A 20036-nucleotide genomic window follows, 5' to 3' on the forward strand; every position below is an offset into this window, starting at 1 on the left:
ACTATTTCAAAAGAGAAATTAGTGCCTTCTAAAACCGGACTAAAGATTATGCCTTAGACATAACTTCAGTACGTGCTAAACGGTTTACTTGGTTTAGCGATGCTAAGTGACCATAAATTGGACCTAGTAAACCACGTTTTCTAAGCTCTAAGTAATCTTCATCAGATAACTCGTTTAGCTTAGGCTCATCAATTAGGTATAAACCATTGATGTTACGTTTCTCACCAGCAACATCAACGGTTAACGTTTGTGTGGTTAACAATTCTTTTTCAGCTAAAAAGCCAAGAATGTTGCGGCTTGCTTGATCTTGTTCAAAATGCGCGATCAGTGCTTTCTTGCGGCTTTCTAGGTAAGCAGACTCTTTGTCACCTTCGAATAACGCTTGGCCATCTTCTTTACTCACTTCAGCTGCGCCTTCACGAATACCAATCCAAACTTTATCTTTAACATCTGGATTTAATACAAGACCAAGTGGGTAATCACGCACAACAGCAGGAATATAAAGCCCTTGCCATTTGTCGTCTTTAACGCTTAAGTTTTGGCCAGGCTTAAGGCCTAGCATAGCAACAGCTTGGAATTCACCACTATCAGCATTTTTAACGAATACAATCGGGTATTCAGTGGAAGCACGACCAATTTCGTGCAAAGTTACTGGAACAATGTGTTGGTCAGCAACATGACCAAAAGTTGATGGAGTGATTTTTAAATCACCGTGTTTCGCTTGCTCAAGTAACGTAATTTGGTTAGACATCTTGGCTCCTTCAGGCGCTTCTAATCAATAATGATTTGCATAAAAATAGGGATTCTAGTCCCTTTTGTTTTAAAATTTTGCTTGTAGATTAAAATAAAAATCCCAAAATTTTTAGATAACTTGTTAAGGCTAAAGCTTACTGTCGTTTAATCTGCTGTAACGTTACCGTATAGAGAAAAAAAGTACCACCAGCTATAACGTGAATTTTTAAATAAACTGCGCTTTTTATCTGCTTTAGGGTTAATTTGTAACCAAATAAGGCTTTAATGTACTAAAGGTATTTTGCTATACCTTTTGAAGCCCGTATTGATAGATCTTATTAAGTAGCTCTCGATGTTCTGGTAACTCAGCTGTTAAGTTTTCTCCAATACGCTTAATTTGCTCAGCCTGCTTCTGAGCCCGCCCTAAATAAGCGTCATTTAACATCTGATTTCTGGTGTTATATTGCATTCCATATAAAACATATAAATAGTTATCGATATTAAACACCTCAAACCTTGAAAAAAGATCATCTGTAATTGGATAGTAGTCTTGCCATAACTGCAGCTTTTGTTTCAGTGATTCGGGTATGGTTTCTTCTTTTCGGTTATCAAGCCAAAAATCAGAGTCTGTGCGATCTGAAATACAATAATGCATTTTTGCAAACTCGACGACCCGCTCCCAAGCGTAAGTCATCGTGTCATTAAACCTTGTGGCTAAGGATGGCATTTGCTCCAGAGTTTGCGGTAAGCGTTTAGCTAAATAGCCTGCTGCGAAGTCGGTTAACAAAATAGATGTAGCCTCTATGGGCTCTAAAAAACCTTGTGCTAAGCCAAGGGCTAAACAGTTGTGGTGCCAAAACTTTTCTCGATAACCGACTTTCATCGGAATCTCGCGATATGGAACCTGATCTAGTTTGCCACCTAGGTAGTGATTGAATTTTTGTTCAGCTTCTAAACTCGACATATGGTTGTCGGAATAGACAAACCCCGTTCCTCTGCGATCTGGTAAAGCAATATCCCAAATCCAACCTGCTTGATGCGCTGTTGCGATGGTATATGGGGGAATAGCTTGAGTTCTGGGAATTGGCACTTGAGCAACGATAGCTTTATTCACTAATAGTTGATGTGATTTATCGACAAAGGGAACTGCCATTTTCTTAGCTAATAAAATTGATTCAAAGCCACTGCAATCGATATAAAAATCAAACGCTAACTCACCAAGTTTATCAGTCTTCAGCGCGGTTAGATTACCAACGCCATCGACATTAGCATCGAGCACATTAGCCTTTAAATGTTTTACTGCATATTTATTTATTGCATTTTTAGACAGTAATTTGGCAAATTTTGCAGCATTCAAATGATAGGCGTAGCTAACTGATCCTTTGTACTCTGGCGTGGTTATCAACTTAGGGGCTTTTAACGCTTCACAAATATAATGCTGAGGAGACACGATTGAGCTGTAAGGTTTATCTTTGTGCGACTGTGACCATAGTGAAGTTAAGTCATCACCCAGAGGACTAGGAACATCAAACAAGTGGTGATAGCTGTTATTAGCGCCATGGTTAGTTTTATCTAGCCAATTACAAAACTTAATTGATTGCTTGAAAGTAGCGTCACATTCACGGATAAAGTCGGTTTCACTGATGCCAAAACTTTGTAATGACTGCCTAATCGCAGGAACGGTGCCCTCACCAACACCGATAGGGGGAATGTCAGGAGATTCGATTAACGTGACTGTTACACCCTCGACACCCGGTAATGATTGTACCGCCTTACCAATATGGTTAGCCGCTAACCAGCCCGCTGTACCGCCACCAATAATAACAATCTTACTCACGTTCATGTTTTAACCTCTACAGACTACAGCGACAATTGACTCAAATGTATTTTTCAGTAATTAATTGTTCAATACTAATATCAATATATGGATTCATGCTATCTGAACTTCAAATCCTGTTTAGGTTTCGAAAAAACAAAAAACCTAGCAATATGCTAGGCTTTTTAATCACTAAACTTATTAACAATGTAAGTTTAGAAACGTAAGTTCAGACCTAACTTATAACGTGCTTCACCTTCAAAGCTCCAAGCTGGGTAACCACCTTTAAGCTCAGGCTTAACTTCAGCATCATCAGGTGCAACACCTAGTTGAACACTGTCTTCTTCAAGTAAGTTAACCACTTCAAACGTGATACCTAAGTAATCAGTAATGTTGTAGCTAGCACTTAAATCAAGTGTTCCGAAATCTTGATGTTCACGGTTACCGTAGAAACCTGGTAATTCGCGCATCATGTACTCACTGCGCCAGTTATAAGCAACACGAGCAGAGAAGTCTTCCATCTCGTAGTAACCGACTAAGTTAACTGTATGCTTAGAAGAGTCAGAGAACACGCTAACTTCGTCAGGGTAGTTTTCAGCAGAGGCATCTGAATCAGCAAAAGTATAGTTCGCTGAGTAACCAAAGCCGTTATCAAAACCATCTTGAATTTGCAGCTCAATACCTTGGATTTGACCGCCAGTACCATTTTTCTTGCTCGATACAGTCCAGCTATCCTCACCAGAATCAGGGTCAGTAATACCAATACTTTCATCTAGTGTCTGTGCAGAAGTAACAAACGAGCTAACATCTTTAATAAAGTAAGATACGCCCATTAAACCGTCTGGACTAAAGTACCATTCAACACCTAAATCGGCTTGAGTAGCTTTAAATGGTTCAAGAGAAATATTACCAGTATTAACCACTTCGTTGCCTGCGGTGCCATCTTGATAACCTACTAAAGATGATGAAGCAAACATATCAGCATAGTTAGGACGTGAAATCACTTGTGATGCTGAAGTACGAATAATGACGTCAGGTGCAACATCAAACGCAATGTTCACACTTGGCAATACATCACTGTAACTTGCATCAGCAGTACTTAAATTATCAGCATATGAACCATCTGCTTGTAGTGCAAAATAATCAGACGTCGCATCAGTTGAAATATAGCGTAAACCGAAGTTACCGCGCATACCGTCAGCTTCGAAATTAGCCATTAAATATAAAGATAGGTTTTCTTCATTAATGGTGCCGTAACCCGATTTGTAAACAGTACCTTCTTTAGAGAAACCATCAATAGCTGCTTTAGCATCTTTTAACATGGCATCCATATCCGGCTTAGGTAATGTATAACCTGCACCCGATGAAATTTGGCCATTATAATAAGCAGACGCATCTTTCGAAGCTACGTCAGCGCTAACTATTGCAGGGATAGTCTCTTGTGATACATCATGATCGGCATAACGCACACCTGTTTTAATTGCTGTAATAGCACCTAAATCAGTTGGAATGGTAAAATCAAGTTGAGCATAAGTTTCTTCATCAGAGTTTGGCTGCTTTTTCAGAGCCCAACCTGCAGGAGACAATTGGCCACCAAAGTCATCAGCTGTGAAGTTTTTATTAGCGACATCAATTTTAATGACTTCACCAGTCGCATCATAAGTACCGGCATAATCAGCTGCTTCGCCTAACCAGAAACCATAGTTAGATGTAAGTTCTGTACCACCTTCAGACTTAGTATTACCTATTCGACCTTCAACTTTAAAATTGTCATTTTCGTAATCGAAATTGAAATCGTAAGTATTTGAATCCATGCTTGCTTGACGAGCCCAGGTTTGTGCCCAACCAGGATTTGCGCCATTACCATCACGACGATAGAAAGTACAAGTCCCTAAAGAATTACGCTGTTCACACGCTTCATCTTTATCATCTGGGAACATAACAAATAACGACGTATTGGCATTATTTGCTTGCATATCCAGACTCATAAAATCTAAACCAAAGTTTAAGTTATCTGTCGGACTATATTGCAATGCACCGTTAATCGCTGTTCGTTCACGGTCTTGTTCAAATGTAGTAGGAACGATATCACCCCAACCCACTAATGATTCAATACCGTTACGTTGATAGCTTGTTTCTGATACTGCTGCTGAAAGTAGAAAACCAAAGTTTTCGTTTTCATTTTTCCAGCTATATAAGCCTGATAATTCAGGATCAGTTTCTTCAGAAATAGTACCGTAATCCCCTTTAGCGCTAAAGAATACAGAATTAGCATCTAAATCTAATGGTTTACGTGTTTTAACGATGACAGTGCCACCGATTCCGCCTTCAGGTAAATCAGCCTGTGACGATTTATAAACTTCAATTCCACCGACCATTTCTGATGGTAGTAAACTGTAGTTAAAGCTTCTGTCGATTGACTGTTGGTCAAACCAACCAGTTGAAGCAACTGAATGGCCGTTTAATAATGTACGAGTCAGGCTGCTTGAAGCACCACGAATCGAAACACCTTGTCCCTGACCAAACTGACGACTCACTGCTACACCCGGTATACGTCCTAATGACTCACCCACGTCACCATCAGGAAATTTACCAATATCTTCAGCAGTCACGGCATCAACTACCGCGTTAGAAAAACGTTTATCATTTACTGAAGCCTTCATCGAGGCACGCATGCCTTTAACTTCAATTTTTTCGATATTTTCATCTGTAGCTTCAGCATCGGCTGCAAATGCGCCAACTGAAACCATACTGCCGAGTAATATAGCAATGTTAGTTGCCAAAACATTTTTCTTAAAATTAATAGGTCGCATCTTCATTTCCCTTCCATAACTTTTTTATCGTTTTTGGATACATAACCATTCCAACCGGAATGACAACGCTGTCATGTCTAGGTCAAACACTACACAATATTTAACAGGCTTGCCACAACAAAATAACTTTATTGTGCTTTTAACGTTCGAATGCCCAATGAACCACAATCACAACGCGAGTATTAATTGTTATATATCAATAAATTAAATAAAAAATCATTTTGTATCAAAAATGCTACAAATTATGTACGTGATGAACTCATCCAACCAGAAAAACAATTCTAGATTGCCTATTTGGGCAAAAATCAGCACTATTAGAGCTAAATAGACTTACTTTTATTAACTATCACGATTTTTGATTGCAATTATGAGGGGATAAATGTTGTCAAATGGATATAAATAAATGCTAAGTTCATCGCCTGAGTTTAAGAGCTAAAGAATAATGAAAGTAACAATAAATGATGTAGCCAAACATGCCGGTGTCTCTATTAAGACGGTTTCCCGAGTGACCAACAAAGAATCCTCGGTTAGACAAGCGACCATAGATAAAGTTAATGCCGCTATTAGCGAACTTAACTATCAACCTAATCTAGCAGCAAGAAATTTGGCTAGTACCAAGTCATATGTAATAGGGTTCATTTATGATAACCCCAATGCTTACTATGTCATTGATATGCAAAATGGTATTCTTTCAGCCTGCCAAGATAAAGGTTATGAGTTGCTAATTCATCCATGTGACGCGACTTCGGCATCAATTTGCGATGAGCTAACCACAATGGTCAGGCACTCTCGTCTTTCAGGGTTAGTCTTAACTCCCCCTATGTCCGAAGATCCTAAGATACTCGCAGCCTTAAATGAAATTAATGCTAACTATGTTCGTATTGTTGCTGGCGATAAGACCGATGAATTAAATGGCCTAACGGTTTTAGTGGATGATAAACACGGCGCACTAGAAATTACCCAACACTTAATTGATATAGGCCATTCTGATATTGGTTTTTTAAGTGGTGATGAGCAACATGAATCAACTAAAGAGCGTTTAAGCGGCTTTAAAAGTGCTTTAACTAATAATAAGTTAGCCATTAACGATAACTGGATTTTAGAGGGGAAGTATTCATTTGAATCAGGTGTTGAAGGGGCTAACAAGTTAATTAGCTTACCTAATCGCCCCACCGCTTTAGTCGCTTGTAATGATGAAATAGCTGCTGGCGCTTTATTTGCAGCGCGTTTAGCGGGCTTGGATATACCAAAGGACTTATCTATTGTTGGTTTTGAGGATAGCCCTTTCTCCCGTCAAACCTGGCCTAAATTAACCACGGTACATCAGCCCAATGTTAAAATTGCAAAAGTAGCGACTGAATTATTGATTGCAAACAGCAAACAATCTGTTGAGAAAAAGTCGATGGTATTTACTCCAGAACCCGTTATTAGAGACTCATCGAGTAAGCCTTAAACTTATTCTAGAATTAAAAAAACCTAAATAAATAGTCTATTTATTTAGGTTTTTTAATGGAACTATACTTGTTCTAAAATTAAACTGCTTCTTCGTTTTCTTCGCCAGTACGGATACGAATAACACGCTCAACATCAGTTACAAAGATCTTGCCATCACCAATTTTACCGGTTCTAGCTGTATCCACAATAACCTCAATTGCTTGATCCAATTGTTCGTCCTGAATAACAAGTTCGATTTTAACTTTAGGCAAGAAATCAACCATATATTCAGCGCCACGATACAATTCTGTGTGACCCTTTTGACGACCAAAGCCTTTAACCTCTGACACAGTCATACCTGTAATGCCAATTTCCGCAAGTGACTCGCGCACATCATCAAGTTTAAATGGTTTAATAATGGCTTCTACTTTTTTCATTTACTCACTCCATTCACAGGCAACACGTTATATAAGCTAATTTACTATTACATAAATTTTAAGCTATATCGTTAAAATACAATACTATTTATTATACTACGCTAAAGAGCTGTAGTTTTCTGTAGCTATTTTACGCTAATTATAAAACGTGCTTTTCGTGCAATAAGTCAATCCCTGTCTATACTCTATATGCGCTGCAGGATGCGGCATTTAATTAACAAGGATTGTTAGATTATGAATATTCAATATTATCGCCGTGGCTTTAATTTAGTCGAATTAATGACCTCTATTACAATATTCGGTTTGCTCTCAGTAATTGCATTTCCCTCATTTAAATCTTTGCAACAACAATTCAGGGTTGATAGCAACCTTCGAACTATTCAACAATCGATGCTGTTCGCACGAAATGTAGCAATTAATTACGGAACTAGAGTCACGGTATGCCCTCTTGTTGACGGTAAATGTGGTGGGAAGTGGAATCAAGGGTTTTCAGTTTTTACTGACTCAAAAACAATTAATCAACTTAATGAAAATGATGTCGTTATGCTTGAAGTGAGTCAGTTTCATGAAGAAGACATAATTCAATACAATAGACTTGCACTTCGATATCAACCAGATGGTTTGGCCTCTGGAACTAATGGAACGTTAACATATTGCCCAGAGTCAATAGACAACCCATTCTCGAAAGCGCTAATTGTAAATCAAGCCGGCAAGGTTAGATACTCAACAAAAAAGCTTATTACCTGCAAACCATAAAAACCAACCTTTAACATTTAACTGATTTTATTTATCGTCTTGGTTATACTGATATAACATTATCAAGGATAATAAAAATGAAACATGATTTAAAAGGGTTTACGCTTGTTGAATTGATGGTTACCGTGGCAATTGCAGCAATATTACTCACAGTCGGTGTTCCCTCATTAGTTTCTCTATATGAGGGGCAAAGGGCTAACAGTAACATCAGTAAAATTAATTCAAGTATCCAATTTGCCCGTAGCCAAGCAGTCAGTTATGGCAGTAGAGTATCAATATGCCCGTTCAACGGAACAAGTTGTGATTCAGATTGGACCAATGGTTTCAGTGTTTTTATTGATAATGGTGCTCTAGGTTCGTTGGATAGTACTAACGGAATTCAAGATACTGTACTAAGAACTGTTGATAGCTTTGACAGCAATGATTTTATCACTTCATCATTAACTCGATATACATTTAATGCAGACGGCCTAATGAACCTCAGTCAAACAGGCAATATCATATACTGCCCAGGCGATAAAACTAATCCTGATTCTAAAGGGTTTACAATTGGAGTATCTGGAAGAATATCCACCATAGAAACCTCTGTTAGTTGTCAGTAAATGGTTTGATGGACTGATATTAATTGATCAAAAAAATGCCCTCTCACTCATGGGAAAATAAACTAACAATAATGCGAACTCCTTTAAATTTACCTTTACCCACAGAATGTGGGAAAGGTAAATGTTTCTATGATTTAAAGCCATAACACTTAAATTCTTTTTCTATCAACTCTCATACATAAGCACAACTTAATAAGAACTGATCTCTTCATCCAGTTTTTGTGCATCTTTGGATTTGAATACTGCATCAGTTAACACACATTGCTCAATTCCTCTAACGACTGCTCGTTTTCCTGAAACTGTACTGACTTTTTGTGTCAAAATAGATGCTTGTGCCTGTACTTGTTTACTTGGAAACCAAGTAAACAAGGCTAAATCATTACCATAGCTAGTTTCTATATAACATTTATACGTACTGGTTGTTTCTTGCTCTTCTGCAATAATAGCTGAACTAAGTAAAACACAAAAAAAACAGATAATTAACCGAATCATTTCCAACACTCCTGTGGTAATTTTGTACCGGTTGAATTTAATGTTATAGAAATACAACTTGGATCTCTTGTAACCTGTGTTCCTTTGGCCGATGCTGTTAACGTAAAATCGGTGTTATTAACAACAACTGCATCAATTGAATAATATTGATTATCGACAACCCAAGGATCTGCGCTTAAACCTAACTTGGTCATGTCTGCTGTATATTTTCGATTATCTAAATAATATTGCTCTTGCCTGTTTGCAACATCCATTAATCCCGCCAAACCATCTGCTCTTGCAGCTTTAGCTACAAATTGAGTGTAACTAGGGTAAGCAATAGAAGACAAGATCCCCACAATAACAACAGCTATCATGAGCTCAATTAAAGTAAAACCATTATTCTTTGTCATCAACTTACTCATCTATATGATAATAAATTTTATTCACACCTAAACCGCCACCGATACATTTATCATCACCTGGTGGACAGCCATCATCACTGGGATCATCAGCTTTATCCATATCATCGCCAGCAGCGCCAATACCAATTAGATACATATAACTTTCATCGTCTCCATTTGGTGGGACAACTAGCTGTGGTGTATCGGGTACTCTGTCGCCCATTTCTAAATATTCTTGGGTATAAGAACGAGTGCCTTTATGTAAATCAAAGCCATATAAACGCCCTTTACCACTAACTAGGCACTGACTAGCAGACGAAGCTACCCCTGGTACATAAGAAGTGAAGAAAACTCGTCCCCTCACTATTGTGGACGCAGACAAACTTTTCTCCCCTACACCGCCAAAGCTATAGTACCAACCTCGCTTTTTGCCAAATTCAATATTTTCATCTTCTGTAGAAGGGGCTGTACTGGATACATCATATAAATTTGATAAATCTAAAGCATCAGGGACTTCACTACCTGTCACTCCAGTGAATGATTTAGTTATCACATTCCTATCTTGTAAAACAAAGAACTTATCAGACCGAGACGTATCTAGCGGGTGTGGTCTATGGCCAGTACCGACAGTAACCGCATCATAAGGCACATTTTGATAGGAGCGAATAGTATTACTGGTACCTCCAGGGGTCGTCACTGTTACATCAGAAACATTAGTAAACACTGTTTTTGCAACAGCAGGCTCCGCAAAAAAACGCCTGTCATTACTTTGAGATGAACCACCTAAGTCAGCAAATTTATGTGCTGTCCATGGAGATGTCGAATCATCAGGTGAGCCACCCGGTAAATCTATTCTCCAGACATTTGCTCCTGTATCAGTTGCATACAATCGATCTGTCAGTCTGTCATTATTACTATCAAGTACAGCAATTCTATTTGGAATACTATCCACTATCCCATTAAGGTTAGTTTTATTATTACCAGCTTCACTGCCAAAATGATGTACCAAGGCACCTGTTTCAGCATTTAAAATATAAACACTACGACCATTAGTATCATCACTACCAACCCCATCACCGTCTTTCGTCGATGGGTTATAACCTCCACCAATTATAGCGACCGGTAATGCGGTGTCAGATGAAGTATTGCCAGAAGGAAATCCAGGTACATAAGTAATAACTGGCTCAGACCAAGATTGCCCCATCTCAGACATCCCTTGAGAGTCAGGATCTACTTTCCAGAGGAAAGTAGGCGCATCAGGGTTTGTAATATCAAGAGCATAATAAGACTTACCACCTCGACGCATCCCGACATACAACCAAGCCCTTTCAATAGCACCACTCGCCGTTCGCTTAACATATGCTACTGGTGAGCTATCCATACCATAAACTGAATGGATACCTGTTGGCACATTGGCTCTTAGTTCTCTTAAATTTGGCAGTAATTCCTGAGGCATAAACGCCCAGCTTTCCTCAACTGAATCACCTTTATCTTTAAACATGTGTAAAAAACCATGGTTAGTACCAAGAATTACTCTTACATCGGGGGAGCCATCTGTACCATAGTTGATAGCTAGAGGCTTAGAATGAAGTGGATCGCCCATGATATCAGTACGTTTATCTGTCGTTGAATTGTTACTGTTCTCATCATCGACATCAATACCTTTTGCCCAATCAAATAATTTAGTCAGTTCAGTTTCATCAACCCCCATAAACAAAGCAAGTTCTGAATCACCAGATATTCCTGGGCTGTTGCTTGCGTTCGATTTGGTAAATGCCTCTAATCCTCCAGTAGAACCAAAATTTCCGTATAAAGTTCTGTTTGTAATACCTTGCAACATTAACGCTGCGCCACCAATGGCAACATCATTACCATCACCACCACCACTCGTTGCTTCACATACCGTTTTTGCAGTCCAATAGGAGCAAGCTGAAGATTTAAGATTACCATCTTCACCAATTGCATTATTTCCATCTTGGTCAACTACGTCACCAGAACCAGTTACTTTAAACTTTTTGAGATTTCCAAACCAACGAGGTCCTTTATTAGGTAAAAACATTGCGTAGTAAACAGAATCTAATGTTTGGGTTCTATCGAAATTATTACTTGAAATCGAAGGAGATGTGAAACTAGAATTAGTTTCTAAGATACTTGAAAAAATAGCCTGTAATGCTTCTTGTAGTTTTTGAGCATCCTTAGCTGAATAGTAAGCGCCGTTGCCGCGTAAAGCTGTTTCTTTTAATATCGGTGCAGCACTTGCTGCTCCAGAGCTAAACCCAATAGTAAAAGTATTAACAGTTTGTGTACCATCTAAACTGGTATTTACGTCATTTTCACTTATCCAACCTGCAAGTGCTGGAAGGTAATTTCCTGAATATTTATCAGCAGTAGTTACGCCATCTAAAGCAAGGACTTGGGTATCAGCGTTGTTATCTCTAGTCGGTTCACCATCTGTAACATAAATGACATAGGCTTTATCTTGACATTGCTTCCCAACAAAAGGAGAGTCATAACTTCCTCCCGTTTCAATACTCGTATCCCGTAATGGTGTTCTATTTGGATCATCATCACCGAACCAAACGCTCTTACCTGCAAAATACCTGTAAGCTTCGTATAAGTTTTCACAAAGAGGCGTGTAACCATTAGCATTTAAATCGCCAATAGTTGTAAGCAACGTCCCCTTTGACGCTTCAGTTGTTTGAGAAATACCATAAACAATACGACCACCACTTCTCGTACCATCTGAATCATTTCTGTTGAATACAGATAAACCAAAATCGACCCCAGGTGTAGTCACAATAGTATCTTCAATAACTCGTTGGGCGATGTCCATTCTAGAGTAACTTTGTTGTGATTTCGTACTGTGATACCAATTTACATACTTTTCGGTATATAAAGTAATTGGTTGCCCTATACCAAAATTGGTTAGTTTAGCTTTTTCAATTGCTGTTGCAAGATCGTTCGATGTTGAAGAGTTATTTGCTGCGGTATACCTAATAGGATCAGCACTCGTACCTAAACCATCAACAGGGAACCCCCAAAAATTGGTATTATTATTGTAATAAACACCTTCTGCAATATCTTCATAACAATCAACTTGTTGAATGCCTGAGCCATCAGTTAATGGCAATTCTGACCATGTGCCGTTTTCACCTATATATTTATGTTCACGAACATATCCAGTGAACATGCCATAATCTTCTAAATATTTCTCACCAACATCACAACCATTTACTCCATGCAAAAAATATTGGTCACTTGAAGCGGTTGGAATATCACTACTGCTCCGAGTGAAGAACAGTTTAGTCGATGCCAACAAGGAACCACTATTACTCACATTTTCGTCACCACGAACATAAGGAACATCTGTGGTAAAATTAGTTCCCATACTTCCTGAAGTATCAAAAATAATTAATACTTGAGGCCTTGAACCTGAACGCGCCGTTGATTCAAAAACATATAATTCAGTGTCATCGGCAAAACTATTTGCGCTAGTGAAAATAACGGCAAAGAATAATGTACTTAGTATAAATTTCGTCATTGTTAACTCCCTGACAACACTTCTTGCTCAAACCCTAAGACGATTGTGACTTGACCGAGGTTACTTCGGCCAAAATTTGCTGAACTGGATACTTCAAGACGTTTACATTTAATCGAATCACCTGAGGTAGCTTTCTCTGGGCGTTGACAATCTACATCGCCAACCCCCAAGATCATTGGTGACACTGTATTTACCACACCTAATTCAGCATCATTCATAACTGTTACAGCAACCATATTTGACATCGTGGAGCCGCTATTGTCGGCAATCATTTTTTCTTGCGCACCTTGAGCTGAAATCATTGCTTCAATGCGTTCTGAACCCGCTCCTGACATTCGTAAAGATTGCGTAGAATTAACTGCTAGAGCGACTCCAATTACAGTCATGATAACTAGTACTATAAGTGAAAAAAATAGTACTACCCCTTGTTGCTTTCTTATTGAATGTTGCATGTTTCCACCTATACATTAAGTATTTTAGCTTTAGCTCTTATTAACGAATTAATACAGGATTCTCAAGGACAATAGTTGTTGAGACCACTTTCCTACGAAAGTTATCATTCAGTGGTCCAATTGATTTATCACCCAATTTGTAGGTTACATCATTGGTATATTTACTATCTTCTTTAGCCGTACGAACAAGCAAAAACACTCTTAATGACACTAAACGTTGAAAGAATGCGTTATCCCACATCAATGTTGTCACATTTTGTGCTGGCATATAGCTGTCAGCGGTATCATCACCGTTACTATCAAACCCATATAGGATGCGCATGTTTTCAATGCCTTCAACTAACTGTTCATCGTTATTCATGCCGTTAGCAATTGAAAGAGTACGTCGTTTTAAAATTGGAATACTTGCATCATCTTCGATGTAATAAACATGGTGTTGATATTCCCATATCCGACTATTTAGTAATGAAGGTGGAGCAACATTACCATTAAAAAATTCTATCTCATCAGAAGTCGAAGCAGCGTGATATCGAGTTGAATTCATTCCGCCAGCTAAAACAGAAGGCCCAAGTAAACGCTTTAGTTGAACAACATCAGTATTGGATTTAGGTGTAATACAAGCCAAACTTGCTGCACTGACACCCGCTTCATAACCCCAAAGTCGACGAAAATGCGCAGGTTGTGTATTTGGGAAGGTTGCGTTATTTGCACCAGCGCCAATACAATCATTAGTAACTGCTGTCGCTGATACTCTCGTATTAATACTATTTAAGTCAGTCCCTGTAATATCTGCTGTAAATCCTAATTGACTAAGGTCACGCTCGAGAATAGCTAATGCTATGCGTCCACTTTCTTGTAATTGATTAAATTGACTGGTGGTAGTTACGTTAGCTGATGTCATGTTGAACATTGTAAAAATTCCAACAGTCAGAAATAAGCTGATAATCATGGTAACCATTAGTTCTACAAGCGACAATCCAGCTTGTAGCTTTATCTTAATTGGCATTATTTAGTACCTTATATAATTGCCGTTTCAATAACCAAAGCACGACGTCTATCACTTGAAGTACCACAATTCTTTGCAAATGTACTGCCTTCAGATAAGCCATCAGAAGAAGCTCTGACTCCACGCCATGTCATCACTACTGTCACATCGCGTCCATTTATATCAACACAAGCAACGGAAGAATCTAAACCTCCAACATTAGTGCCTGAAGATTTTTCATTATCCCCTTGGAACATCCTTTCCCATTGATAAAGATCCCATAGTCTAGTTTCGACACTAGAGCAGGTACTATTACCGCCAACAATCACATCACATGCCTTGGCTGGTGCTGAAGTAGTTCCAGAATAAGAACCTTGATAATTTGTAAGTTCAGATCGGTTCATTCTCATTCTATTTATTATGTCATTTGCAAAATAAGAAGCTTGTGTTTGCTGAAACGATTCATAACTTCCTTGCTTGGAAATAATATGCAAATTAAAAACACCAATTAACCCGACAGTCAGAATCACCAGAGAAACCATTACTTCTATTAAGGAAAATCCATTCCTCTTAGCTAGCATGAGTGTCAAACCTCCATTTTTTGCCAAGATATTGACAAAATAAAATTAATTTTCTTTATAAATCTGAAACTTGGATACAAAATACTATACTGTTTATTATTAGTCGAGCAAGATGTAACTAAATTGATACCTTATTGTATAGCATTTATTAATTTTAGCGATCTCCTAAGTATAGACCAATAGTTGCAGACATAAAAAAACCGTAAACCTTTCAGGCTTACGGTTTTTTCAAAAAGTTAAAGAGTTATCGTAATTCTGCAGGTACTGCGAATACGGTATCCTCTTTACGTCCTTCAACTTCTGTAATCATTGAAGGTTCAAATTTGGCTATAGCATCAACAACTTGTTGAACTAATACTTCTGGGGCTGATGCTCCTGCAGTAACTGCTACTTTTTTTACGTCTTTAAACCAAGCTTCATCAACATCTGCAGCGGTATCAACTAAGTAAGCTTCAGTTCCGGATTTTTCAGCAAGTTCACGGAGACGATTCGAGTTAGAGCTATTCTTAGAACCAACAACAATCATTAAGTCTGCATCTGAAGACATATTCCGAACGGCGTCTTGACGATTTTGAGTTGCATAACAAATATCATCTTTACGCGGACCTTCAATAGAAGGAAAACGCTTCTGCAGTGCAGCAATAACATCTAAAGTATCATCAACTGAAAGTGTTGTTTGGGTAACAAAACACAAGTTTTCAGGGTTTTTAACTTGCAAAGAAGCTACGCTTTCAGGGGACTCAACAAGATAGACCCCACCTTCAGGATTATCGTATTGACCCATAGTGCCTTCAACTTCGGGATGGCCTTCATGCCCAATTAAAATGCATTCTACTGCCTTACGACTAGCCCTAGTAACTTGAAGATGAACCTTAGTCACTAGAGGGCATGTTGCATCGAACACTTTTAACCCTCGATTTTTTGCTTCTTTTCGTACTGCTTGAGACACACCATGGGCACTAAAAATAACAATAGAGTTATCCGGTACTTGCTCTAATTCATCAACAAATATAGCACCGCGATCTTTGAGATTTTGAACCACATACCGATTATGAACCACTTCATGTCGAACATATATTGGTGGTTCAAATAATTCTAAAGCGCGCTCTACAATACTAATGGCTCGGTCAACACCAGCACAAAAACCCCGAGGGTTAGCCAATAAGATATTCAACTCTGGTGAAGTAGGATCCACTTTAAGCATATTAAAGTACCTCTACCACTTCGAGTTCGAAAGTTAACGTTTGACCCGCCAAGGGGTGATTCAAGTCAATTGTGACTGAATCGCCAACAACCTCACGAACCATGCCTGGAATTTCGCTGCCACTAGGGCCACCGAAACTGACAATAACACCCGGTTCTAATTCCATATCAGCAGGAAACTTACTTCTATCCATGTGATGAACAGCATCAGGATTAGACTCACCGAAAGTATCAATGGCCGCTAAAGTAAAACTATGTTTATCACCTTGATTCAAATTTGATATTTCAGATTCAAATGCAGGGCTAAGACTGTCGTCTCCAACATTGAAACGCGCAGGTTTCCCTGTTGCTTTAGTGCTTTCAGCAGTTGAACCATCTTCTAAGACGATATTCATATGACACAAAATAGAACGTGTAAGATCTTGCTCAGACAAAATAGACTCCCTAACTTTCTGTCGGTTGAGTTTCAGGTTTAAATGATTCCCAAATAATCAGTGCAGCACCAATAAAAATACCTGCATCAGCTATATTAAACGCAGGATAATGGCTTGTCTTCCAATAAAAATCGATAAAATCGACTACGTACCCATGCATCAAGCGATCAACTAAATTACCAATAGCACCGCCAATAATTAGCGTGTAAGCAAGGTTAGTTCGCCATAATGATGATGACTGTTTACGTAGCCAAACGGTAAGTAATGTACTAAAACCGATAGCAATAATGGTAAATAACCAGCGCTGCCAGCCACCAGCTTCACTTAAAAAGCTAAATGCTGCACCGTAGTTACGTACATAAGTAAAATTAAAGATGGGTAAAAGCTGTACTGACTCATACAGCTCAAAATTGGCTAACACCCATTGCTTAGACAGCTGATCGGCAACAAACACCAATACAGCTACCCAATACCAACGAATGCCGCTTTCTTTCCAAGTCAGTGGCATTAAGTTAGTCCTTTATGCAAAGTCGCGATGTTCGCCATCGCCTTCAATGTTAGTCACGCAACGTCCACATAATGTCGTATGAGACTCGATAGTGCCCACATCTTCACTGTAGTGCCAGCAACGCTCACACTTCTCAGCTTCACTTGTTGCGACAACAAGTTTTAAAGATGCTAATTCAGTTTCAATTGCGTCAGCTGGAGCATCACTTAATGGTGCAACAAGCGCTTTAGATGTTAACAATACAAAACGTAACTCATCATTTACTTGCGCCAGTTTTGCCGCTAAATCATCATTTGCATATAGCGTTACATCAGCTTGCAATGAACCACCAATACGCTTATCGCGACGAGCTTGTTCAAGTACTTTATTGACTTCGTTACGAACAGCTAATAATTGCTGCCAGTATTCATCATTTAAGTCAGATTCTAAAGTCACTGACTCTAGACCTTGGTACCACTCTTGAGTAAACACATATTCTTCACGTTCACCAGGAAGTAGATTCCAGATTTCATCAGCAGTAAAGCTTAAGATTGGCGCGACCCAACGTACCATTGCTTCAACAATGTGATACAAGGCAGTTTGACAGCTACGACGAGCATGGCCATCAGATTTAGCCGTATACTGGCGATCTTTGATGATATCTAAGTAGAAGCTTCCTAGTTCAACTGAACAGAATTGCATTAACTTTTGGGTTACTAAGTGGAAATTATACTGCTCGTAAGCTTCAATAATCTCTTCTTGTAATGCTGCTGCGCGGCGCACAACCCAACGATCTAGCGACACCATATCTTCAGTGGCAATCATATCCGTTGCAGGATTAAAGCCATTCAAGTTAGCTAATAAGAATCGAGCGGTGTTACGAATGCGGCGGTATGAATCTGCACTGCGATTTAAGATTTCATCAGAAACCGTCATCTCACCACTGTAATCAGTTGCAGCAACCCATAAACGCAAGATATCAGCACCCAGTTTGTTAATCACCTGAAGCGGTGCAATAACGTTACCCACTGATTTCGACATTTTACGGCCTTTACCGTCAACGGTGAAACCGTGTGTAAGCACTTGCTTGTAAGGTGCTTTGCCGTTCATTGCTGTTGAAATCATTAATGATGACATGAACCAACCACGATGTTGATCACTGCCTTCAAGGTATAAATCGACTTCATGGCCTTTAAATTCAGGGCGCGATGCAACAACTGAAGAGAAAGTAGAGCCTGAGTCATACCAAACATCTAAAGTATCGGTCACTTTACGGTATTGATCAGCTTCATCGCCGATTAGCTCACTGATCTCAAGATCCCACCAAGCTTGAATACCTTGTTGCTCGATACGGTTAGCAACGCGTTCCATGATAGAAACACTATCCGGATGCAACTCTTCAGTTTCACGATTCACCAATAAAGTAATTGGAACGCCCCAAGTACGTTGGCGTGAAATACACCAGTCTGGACGATTCTCAACCATTTTTTCAATACGGCTTTGGCCCCATTCAGGGATCCATTTAGTTTGTTCGATTTCTTTCAGAGCTTGCTTACGCAAGCCATGGTTATCCATTGAGATAAACCACTGTGGTGTTGCACGGAAGATGATCGGAGTTTTGTGTCTCCAGCAATGTGGATAGCTATGAAGATACGCCACATGGCACAATAACTGACCTTTCTCTTCTAATAAATCTACAACGCTCTTGTTAGCTTTAAATACGTGCTGACCAGCAAAAAACTCAGTATCTGCCTTATAAACGCCATTGTCTCCAACAGGGTTCGCCACTTCTAAACCATATTTTAAACCGACAATGAAATCGTCTTGACCATGGCCAGGTGCAGTATGAACCACACCAGTACCTGCATCAGTTGTTACGTGGTCACCAAGAATAGCTGGCACGTCAAACGCTGAAAGAGGGTGTTTGAAACGCATTAACTCAAGTTCAGCACCTTTCGTCGTGCCTATTACCGTATGTGATTCTGCTTCATAACGAGTTAAACAAGTCTCAACTAACACTTCAGCTAGAATAAGTGTTTTAGTCACACCTTCTTTTACAAACTCAACAAGGCTGTAATCAAGATCTGGGCTTAATGAAAGCGCACGGTTAGCAGGAATAGTCCAAGGCGTCGTGGTCCAAATGACAGCTGAAATAGTTTTTGTATAGCCTTCAACGCCAAATTTAGCTGCAACCGCACTAGTATCAACAGCATCAAATGCCACATCAATAGCAGGTGACTTTTTATCTTCGTATTCAACTTCTGCTTCGGCTAATGCTGAACCACAATCTGTACACCAATGAACAGGCTTAACACCTTTGTGTAAGTGACCACTTTCAATAACTTTAGATAAAGAACGCACGATATTAGCTTCAGTGCTGTAATCCATCGTTAAATAAGGATTATGCCAATCGCCAAATACACCTAAACGTATAAAGTCTTCACGTTGACCATCAACTTGTTTAGCAGCGTATTTACGGCATTCTTCACGAAATTCAGCAGCAGAGATCTTTTGCCCCGGTTTGCCAACTTTCTTTTCTACCATCAATTCGATTGGTAGGCCGTGACAATCCCAACCAGGAATATAAGGCGCATCAAAACCAGCCATTGTTTTAGATTTAACAATGATATCTTTTAAGATTTTATTTACTGAGTGACCAATATGGATATTGCCGTTCGCATACGGAGGACCATCATGCAAAATAAACGGTTTGCGACCAATTCGACTGTCACGAATTTTTTGATAAAGTTCGTCTTGAGTCCAACGGTCTAACATAGCTGGCTCACGATTAGCCAAGTTACCGCGCATCGGAAAATCTGTTTCCGGCAAATTCAAAGTAGATTTATAGTCGGTCATTGATCCTATACCATTATTTGGACTGATTAATT

General features: G+C 39.1%; 17 protein-coding genes. 3 read left to right on the forward strand and 14 right to left on the reverse strand.

Translation table 11 applies throughout. The annotated features are described in order from the left end of the window. Positions 1 to 46 precede the first annotated feature (46 nt). The 3 genes from FPK91_RS07445 to FPK91_RS07455 all read right to left on the reverse strand — a co-directional run bounded on the left by FPK91_RS07445 (position 47) and on the right by FPK91_RS07455 (position 5361). Complete coding sequence (locus FPK91_RS07445) at positions 47 to 751, reverse strand: SapC family protein (protein ID WP_144210069.1); 705 nt, start codon at positions 749 to 751, stop codon at positions 47 to 49. Between the two features lie 285 nt (positions 752 to 1036). Then, a complete protein-coding gene (locus FPK91_RS07450; RefSeq protein WP_144210071.1) occupies positions 1037 to 2575 on the reverse strand; it encodes a tryptophan halogenase family protein in 1539 nt (512 codons plus the stop codon). Between the two features lie 188 nt (positions 2576 to 2763). Beyond that, positions 2764 to 5361: a TonB-dependent receptor gene (locus FPK91_RS07455; protein WP_144210073.1), complete on the reverse strand. Its 2598-nt coding sequence runs from the start codon at positions 5359 to 5361 to the stop codon at positions 2764 to 2766. Between the two features lie 442 nt (positions 5362 to 5803). Here FPK91_RS07455 and FPK91_RS07460 point away from each other — a divergent pair, with 442 nt between their 5' ends. Further along, positions 5804 to 6814, forward strand: coding sequence for a LacI family DNA-binding transcriptional regulator (locus tag FPK91_RS07460; RefSeq protein ID WP_144210075.1), 1011 nt, complete (start codon positions 5804 to 5806; stop codon positions 6812 to 6814). A 79-nt stretch (positions 6815 to 6893) separates the two neighbouring features. Here the strand turns inward: FPK91_RS07460 and FPK91_RS07465 are convergent, their stop codons facing one another. Continuing rightward, positions 6894 to 7232 (reverse strand): P-II family nitrogen regulator, encoded by a 339-nt coding sequence (locus FPK91_RS07465; RefSeq protein ID WP_144210077.1) that lies wholly within the window; start codon positions 7230 to 7232, stop codon positions 6894 to 6896. 234 nt (positions 7233 to 7466) lie between these two features. Here FPK91_RS07465 and FPK91_RS07470 point away from each other — a divergent pair, with 234 nt between their 5' ends. Both FPK91_RS07470 and FPK91_RS07475 read left to right on the forward strand, forming a co-directional pair. Beyond that, the gene (locus FPK91_RS07470) at positions 7467 to 7988 is read left to right on the forward strand and encodes a GspH/FimT family pseudopilin (RefSeq protein WP_319593231.1); all 522 of its coding nucleotides are present in this window, start codon (positions 7467 to 7469) and stop codon (positions 7986 to 7988) included. Positions 7989 to 8065: 77 nt separating this feature from the next. After that, on the forward strand, positions 8066 to 8590 hold the full coding sequence (locus FPK91_RS07475; RefSeq protein WP_144210079.1) for a GspH/FimT family pseudopilin: 525 nt from the start codon (positions 8066 to 8068) through the stop codon (positions 8588 to 8590). Positions 8591 to 8779: 189 nt separating this feature from the next. On the opposite strand, the gene FPK91_RS07480 is transcribed toward FPK91_RS07475, so the two are convergent. The 10 genes from FPK91_RS07480 to ileS all read right to left on the reverse strand — a co-directional run bounded on the left by FPK91_RS07480 (position 8780) and on the right by ileS (position 20004). Beyond that, positions 8780 to 9082 (reverse strand): TapY2 family type IVa secretion system protein, encoded by a 303-nt coding sequence (locus FPK91_RS07480; RefSeq protein ID WP_144210081.1) that lies wholly within the window; start codon positions 9080 to 9082, stop codon positions 8780 to 8782. Next, complete coding sequence (locus FPK91_RS07485) at positions 9079 to 9474, reverse strand: type IV pilin protein (RefSeq protein ID WP_144210083.1); 396 nt, start codon at positions 9472 to 9474, stop codon at positions 9079 to 9081. Before FPK91_RS07485 ends, FPK91_RS07480 begins: the two co-directional genes overlap by 4 nt. A gap of 4 nt (positions 9475 to 9478) precedes the next feature. Next, entirely contained in the window at positions 9479 to 13006 is a 3528-nt protein-coding gene (locus tag FPK91_RS07490) for a pilus assembly protein (RefSeq protein WP_144210085.1), read from the reverse strand. A gap of 2 nt (positions 13007 to 13008) precedes the next feature. Further along, positions 13009 to 13446: a pilus assembly PilX family protein gene (locus tag FPK91_RS07495; RefSeq protein ID WP_144214244.1), complete on the reverse strand. Its 438-nt coding sequence runs from the start codon at positions 13444 to 13446 to the stop codon at positions 13009 to 13011. A gap of 52 nt (positions 13447 to 13498) precedes the next feature. Then, positions 13499 to 14464 (reverse strand): PilW family protein, encoded by a 966-nt coding sequence (locus tag FPK91_RS07500; RefSeq protein ID WP_144210087.1) that lies wholly within the window; start codon positions 14462 to 14464, stop codon positions 13499 to 13501. 11 nt (positions 14465 to 14475) lie between these two features. Further along, on the reverse strand, positions 14476 to 15024 hold the full coding sequence (pilV, locus tag FPK91_RS07505; protein ID WP_144210089.1) for a type IV pilus modification protein PilV: 549 nt from the start codon (positions 15022 to 15024) through the stop codon (positions 14476 to 14478). A gap of 244 nt (positions 15025 to 15268) precedes the next feature. Further along, positions 15269 to 16198, reverse strand: coding sequence for a 4-hydroxy-3-methylbut-2-enyl diphosphate reductase (gene ispH, locus FPK91_RS07510; protein WP_193559196.1), 930 nt, complete (start codon positions 16196 to 16198; stop codon positions 15269 to 15271). Positions 16199 to 16229: 31 nt separating this feature from the next. Next, positions 16230 to 16622: an FKBP-type peptidyl-prolyl cis-trans isomerase gene (gene fkpB, locus FPK91_RS07515; RefSeq protein WP_144214246.1), complete on the reverse strand. Its 393-nt coding sequence runs from the start codon at positions 16620 to 16622 to the stop codon at positions 16230 to 16232. A gap of 49 nt (positions 16623 to 16671) precedes the next feature. After that, positions 16672 to 17169 carry a signal peptidase II gene (gene lspA, locus FPK91_RS07520; protein ID WP_144210093.1) on the reverse strand — a complete coding sequence of 166 codons (498 nt, stop codon included), beginning with the start codon at positions 17167 to 17169 and terminating at the stop codon, positions 16672 to 16674. Between the two features lie 12 nt (positions 17170 to 17181). Next, positions 17182 to 20004 (reverse strand): isoleucine--tRNA ligase, encoded by a 2823-nt coding sequence (gene ileS / locus FPK91_RS07525; protein ID WP_144210095.1) that lies wholly within the window; start codon positions 20002 to 20004, stop codon positions 17182 to 17184. Positions 20005 to 20036 lie beyond the last annotated feature (32 nt).

The sequence above is a fragment of the Shewanella donghaensis genome (assembly GCF_007567505.1).
In the GTDB taxonomy this organism is placed as follows: Bacteria; Pseudomonadota; Gammaproteobacteria; order Enterobacterales; family Shewanellaceae; genus Shewanella; species Shewanella donghaensis.

Excerpts from the sequence above, each read along its gene's own strand:
- FPK91_RS07445 (WP_144210069.1), bottom strand. The coding sequence starts at position 751 with ATGTCTAACCAAATTACGTTACTTGAGCAAGCGAAACACGGTGATTTA.
- FPK91_RS07450 (WP_144210071.1), bottom strand. The coding sequence starts at position 2,575 with ATGAACGTGAGTAAGATTGTTATTATTGGTGGCGGTACAGCGGGCTGG.
- FPK91_RS07455 (WP_144210073.1), bottom strand. The coding sequence starts at position 5,361 with ATGCGACCTATTAATTTTAAGAAAAATGTTTTGGCAACTAACATTGCT.
- FPK91_RS07460 (WP_144210075.1), top strand. The coding sequence starts at position 5,804 with ATGAAAGTAACAATAAATGATGTAGCCAAACATGCCGGTGTCTCTATT.
- FPK91_RS07465 (WP_144210077.1), bottom strand. The coding sequence starts at position 7,232 with ATGAAAAAAGTAGAAGCCATTATTAAACCATTTAAACTTGATGATGTG.
- FPK91_RS07470 (WP_319593231.1), top strand. The coding sequence starts at position 7,467 with ATGAATATTCAATATTATCGCCGTGGCTTTAATTTAGTCGAATTAATG.
- FPK91_RS07475 (WP_144210079.1), top strand. The coding sequence starts at position 8,066 with ATGAAACATGATTTAAAAGGGTTTACGCTTGTTGAATTGATGGTTACC.
- FPK91_RS07480 (WP_144210081.1), bottom strand. The coding sequence starts at position 9,082 with ATGATTCGGTTAATTATCTGTTTTTTTTGTGTTTTACTTAGTTCAGCT.
- FPK91_RS07485 (WP_144210083.1), bottom strand. The coding sequence starts at position 9,474 with ATGACAAAGAATAATGGTTTTACTTTAATTGAGCTCATGATAGCTGTT.
- FPK91_RS07490 (WP_144210085.1), bottom strand. The coding sequence starts at position 13,006 with ATGACGAAATTTATACTAAGTACATTATTCTTTGCCGTTATTTTCACT.
- FPK91_RS07500 (WP_144210087.1), bottom strand. The coding sequence starts at position 14,464 with ATGCCAATTAAGATAAAGCTACAAGCTGGATTGTCGCTTGTAGAACTA.
- pilV (WP_144210089.1), bottom strand. The coding sequence starts at position 15,024 with ATGCTAGCTAAGAGGAATGGATTTTCCTTAATAGAAGTAATGGTTTCT.
- fkpB (WP_144214246.1), bottom strand. The coding sequence starts at position 16,622 with ATGAATATCGTCTTAGAAGATGGTTCAACTGCTGAAAGCACTAAAGCA.
- lspA (WP_144210093.1), bottom strand. The coding sequence starts at position 17,169 with ATGCCACTGACTTGGAAAGAAAGCGGCATTCGTTGGTATTGGGTAGCT.
- ileS (WP_144210095.1), bottom strand. The coding sequence starts at position 20,004 with ATGACCGACTATAAATCTACTTTGAATTTGCCGGAAACAGATTTTCCG.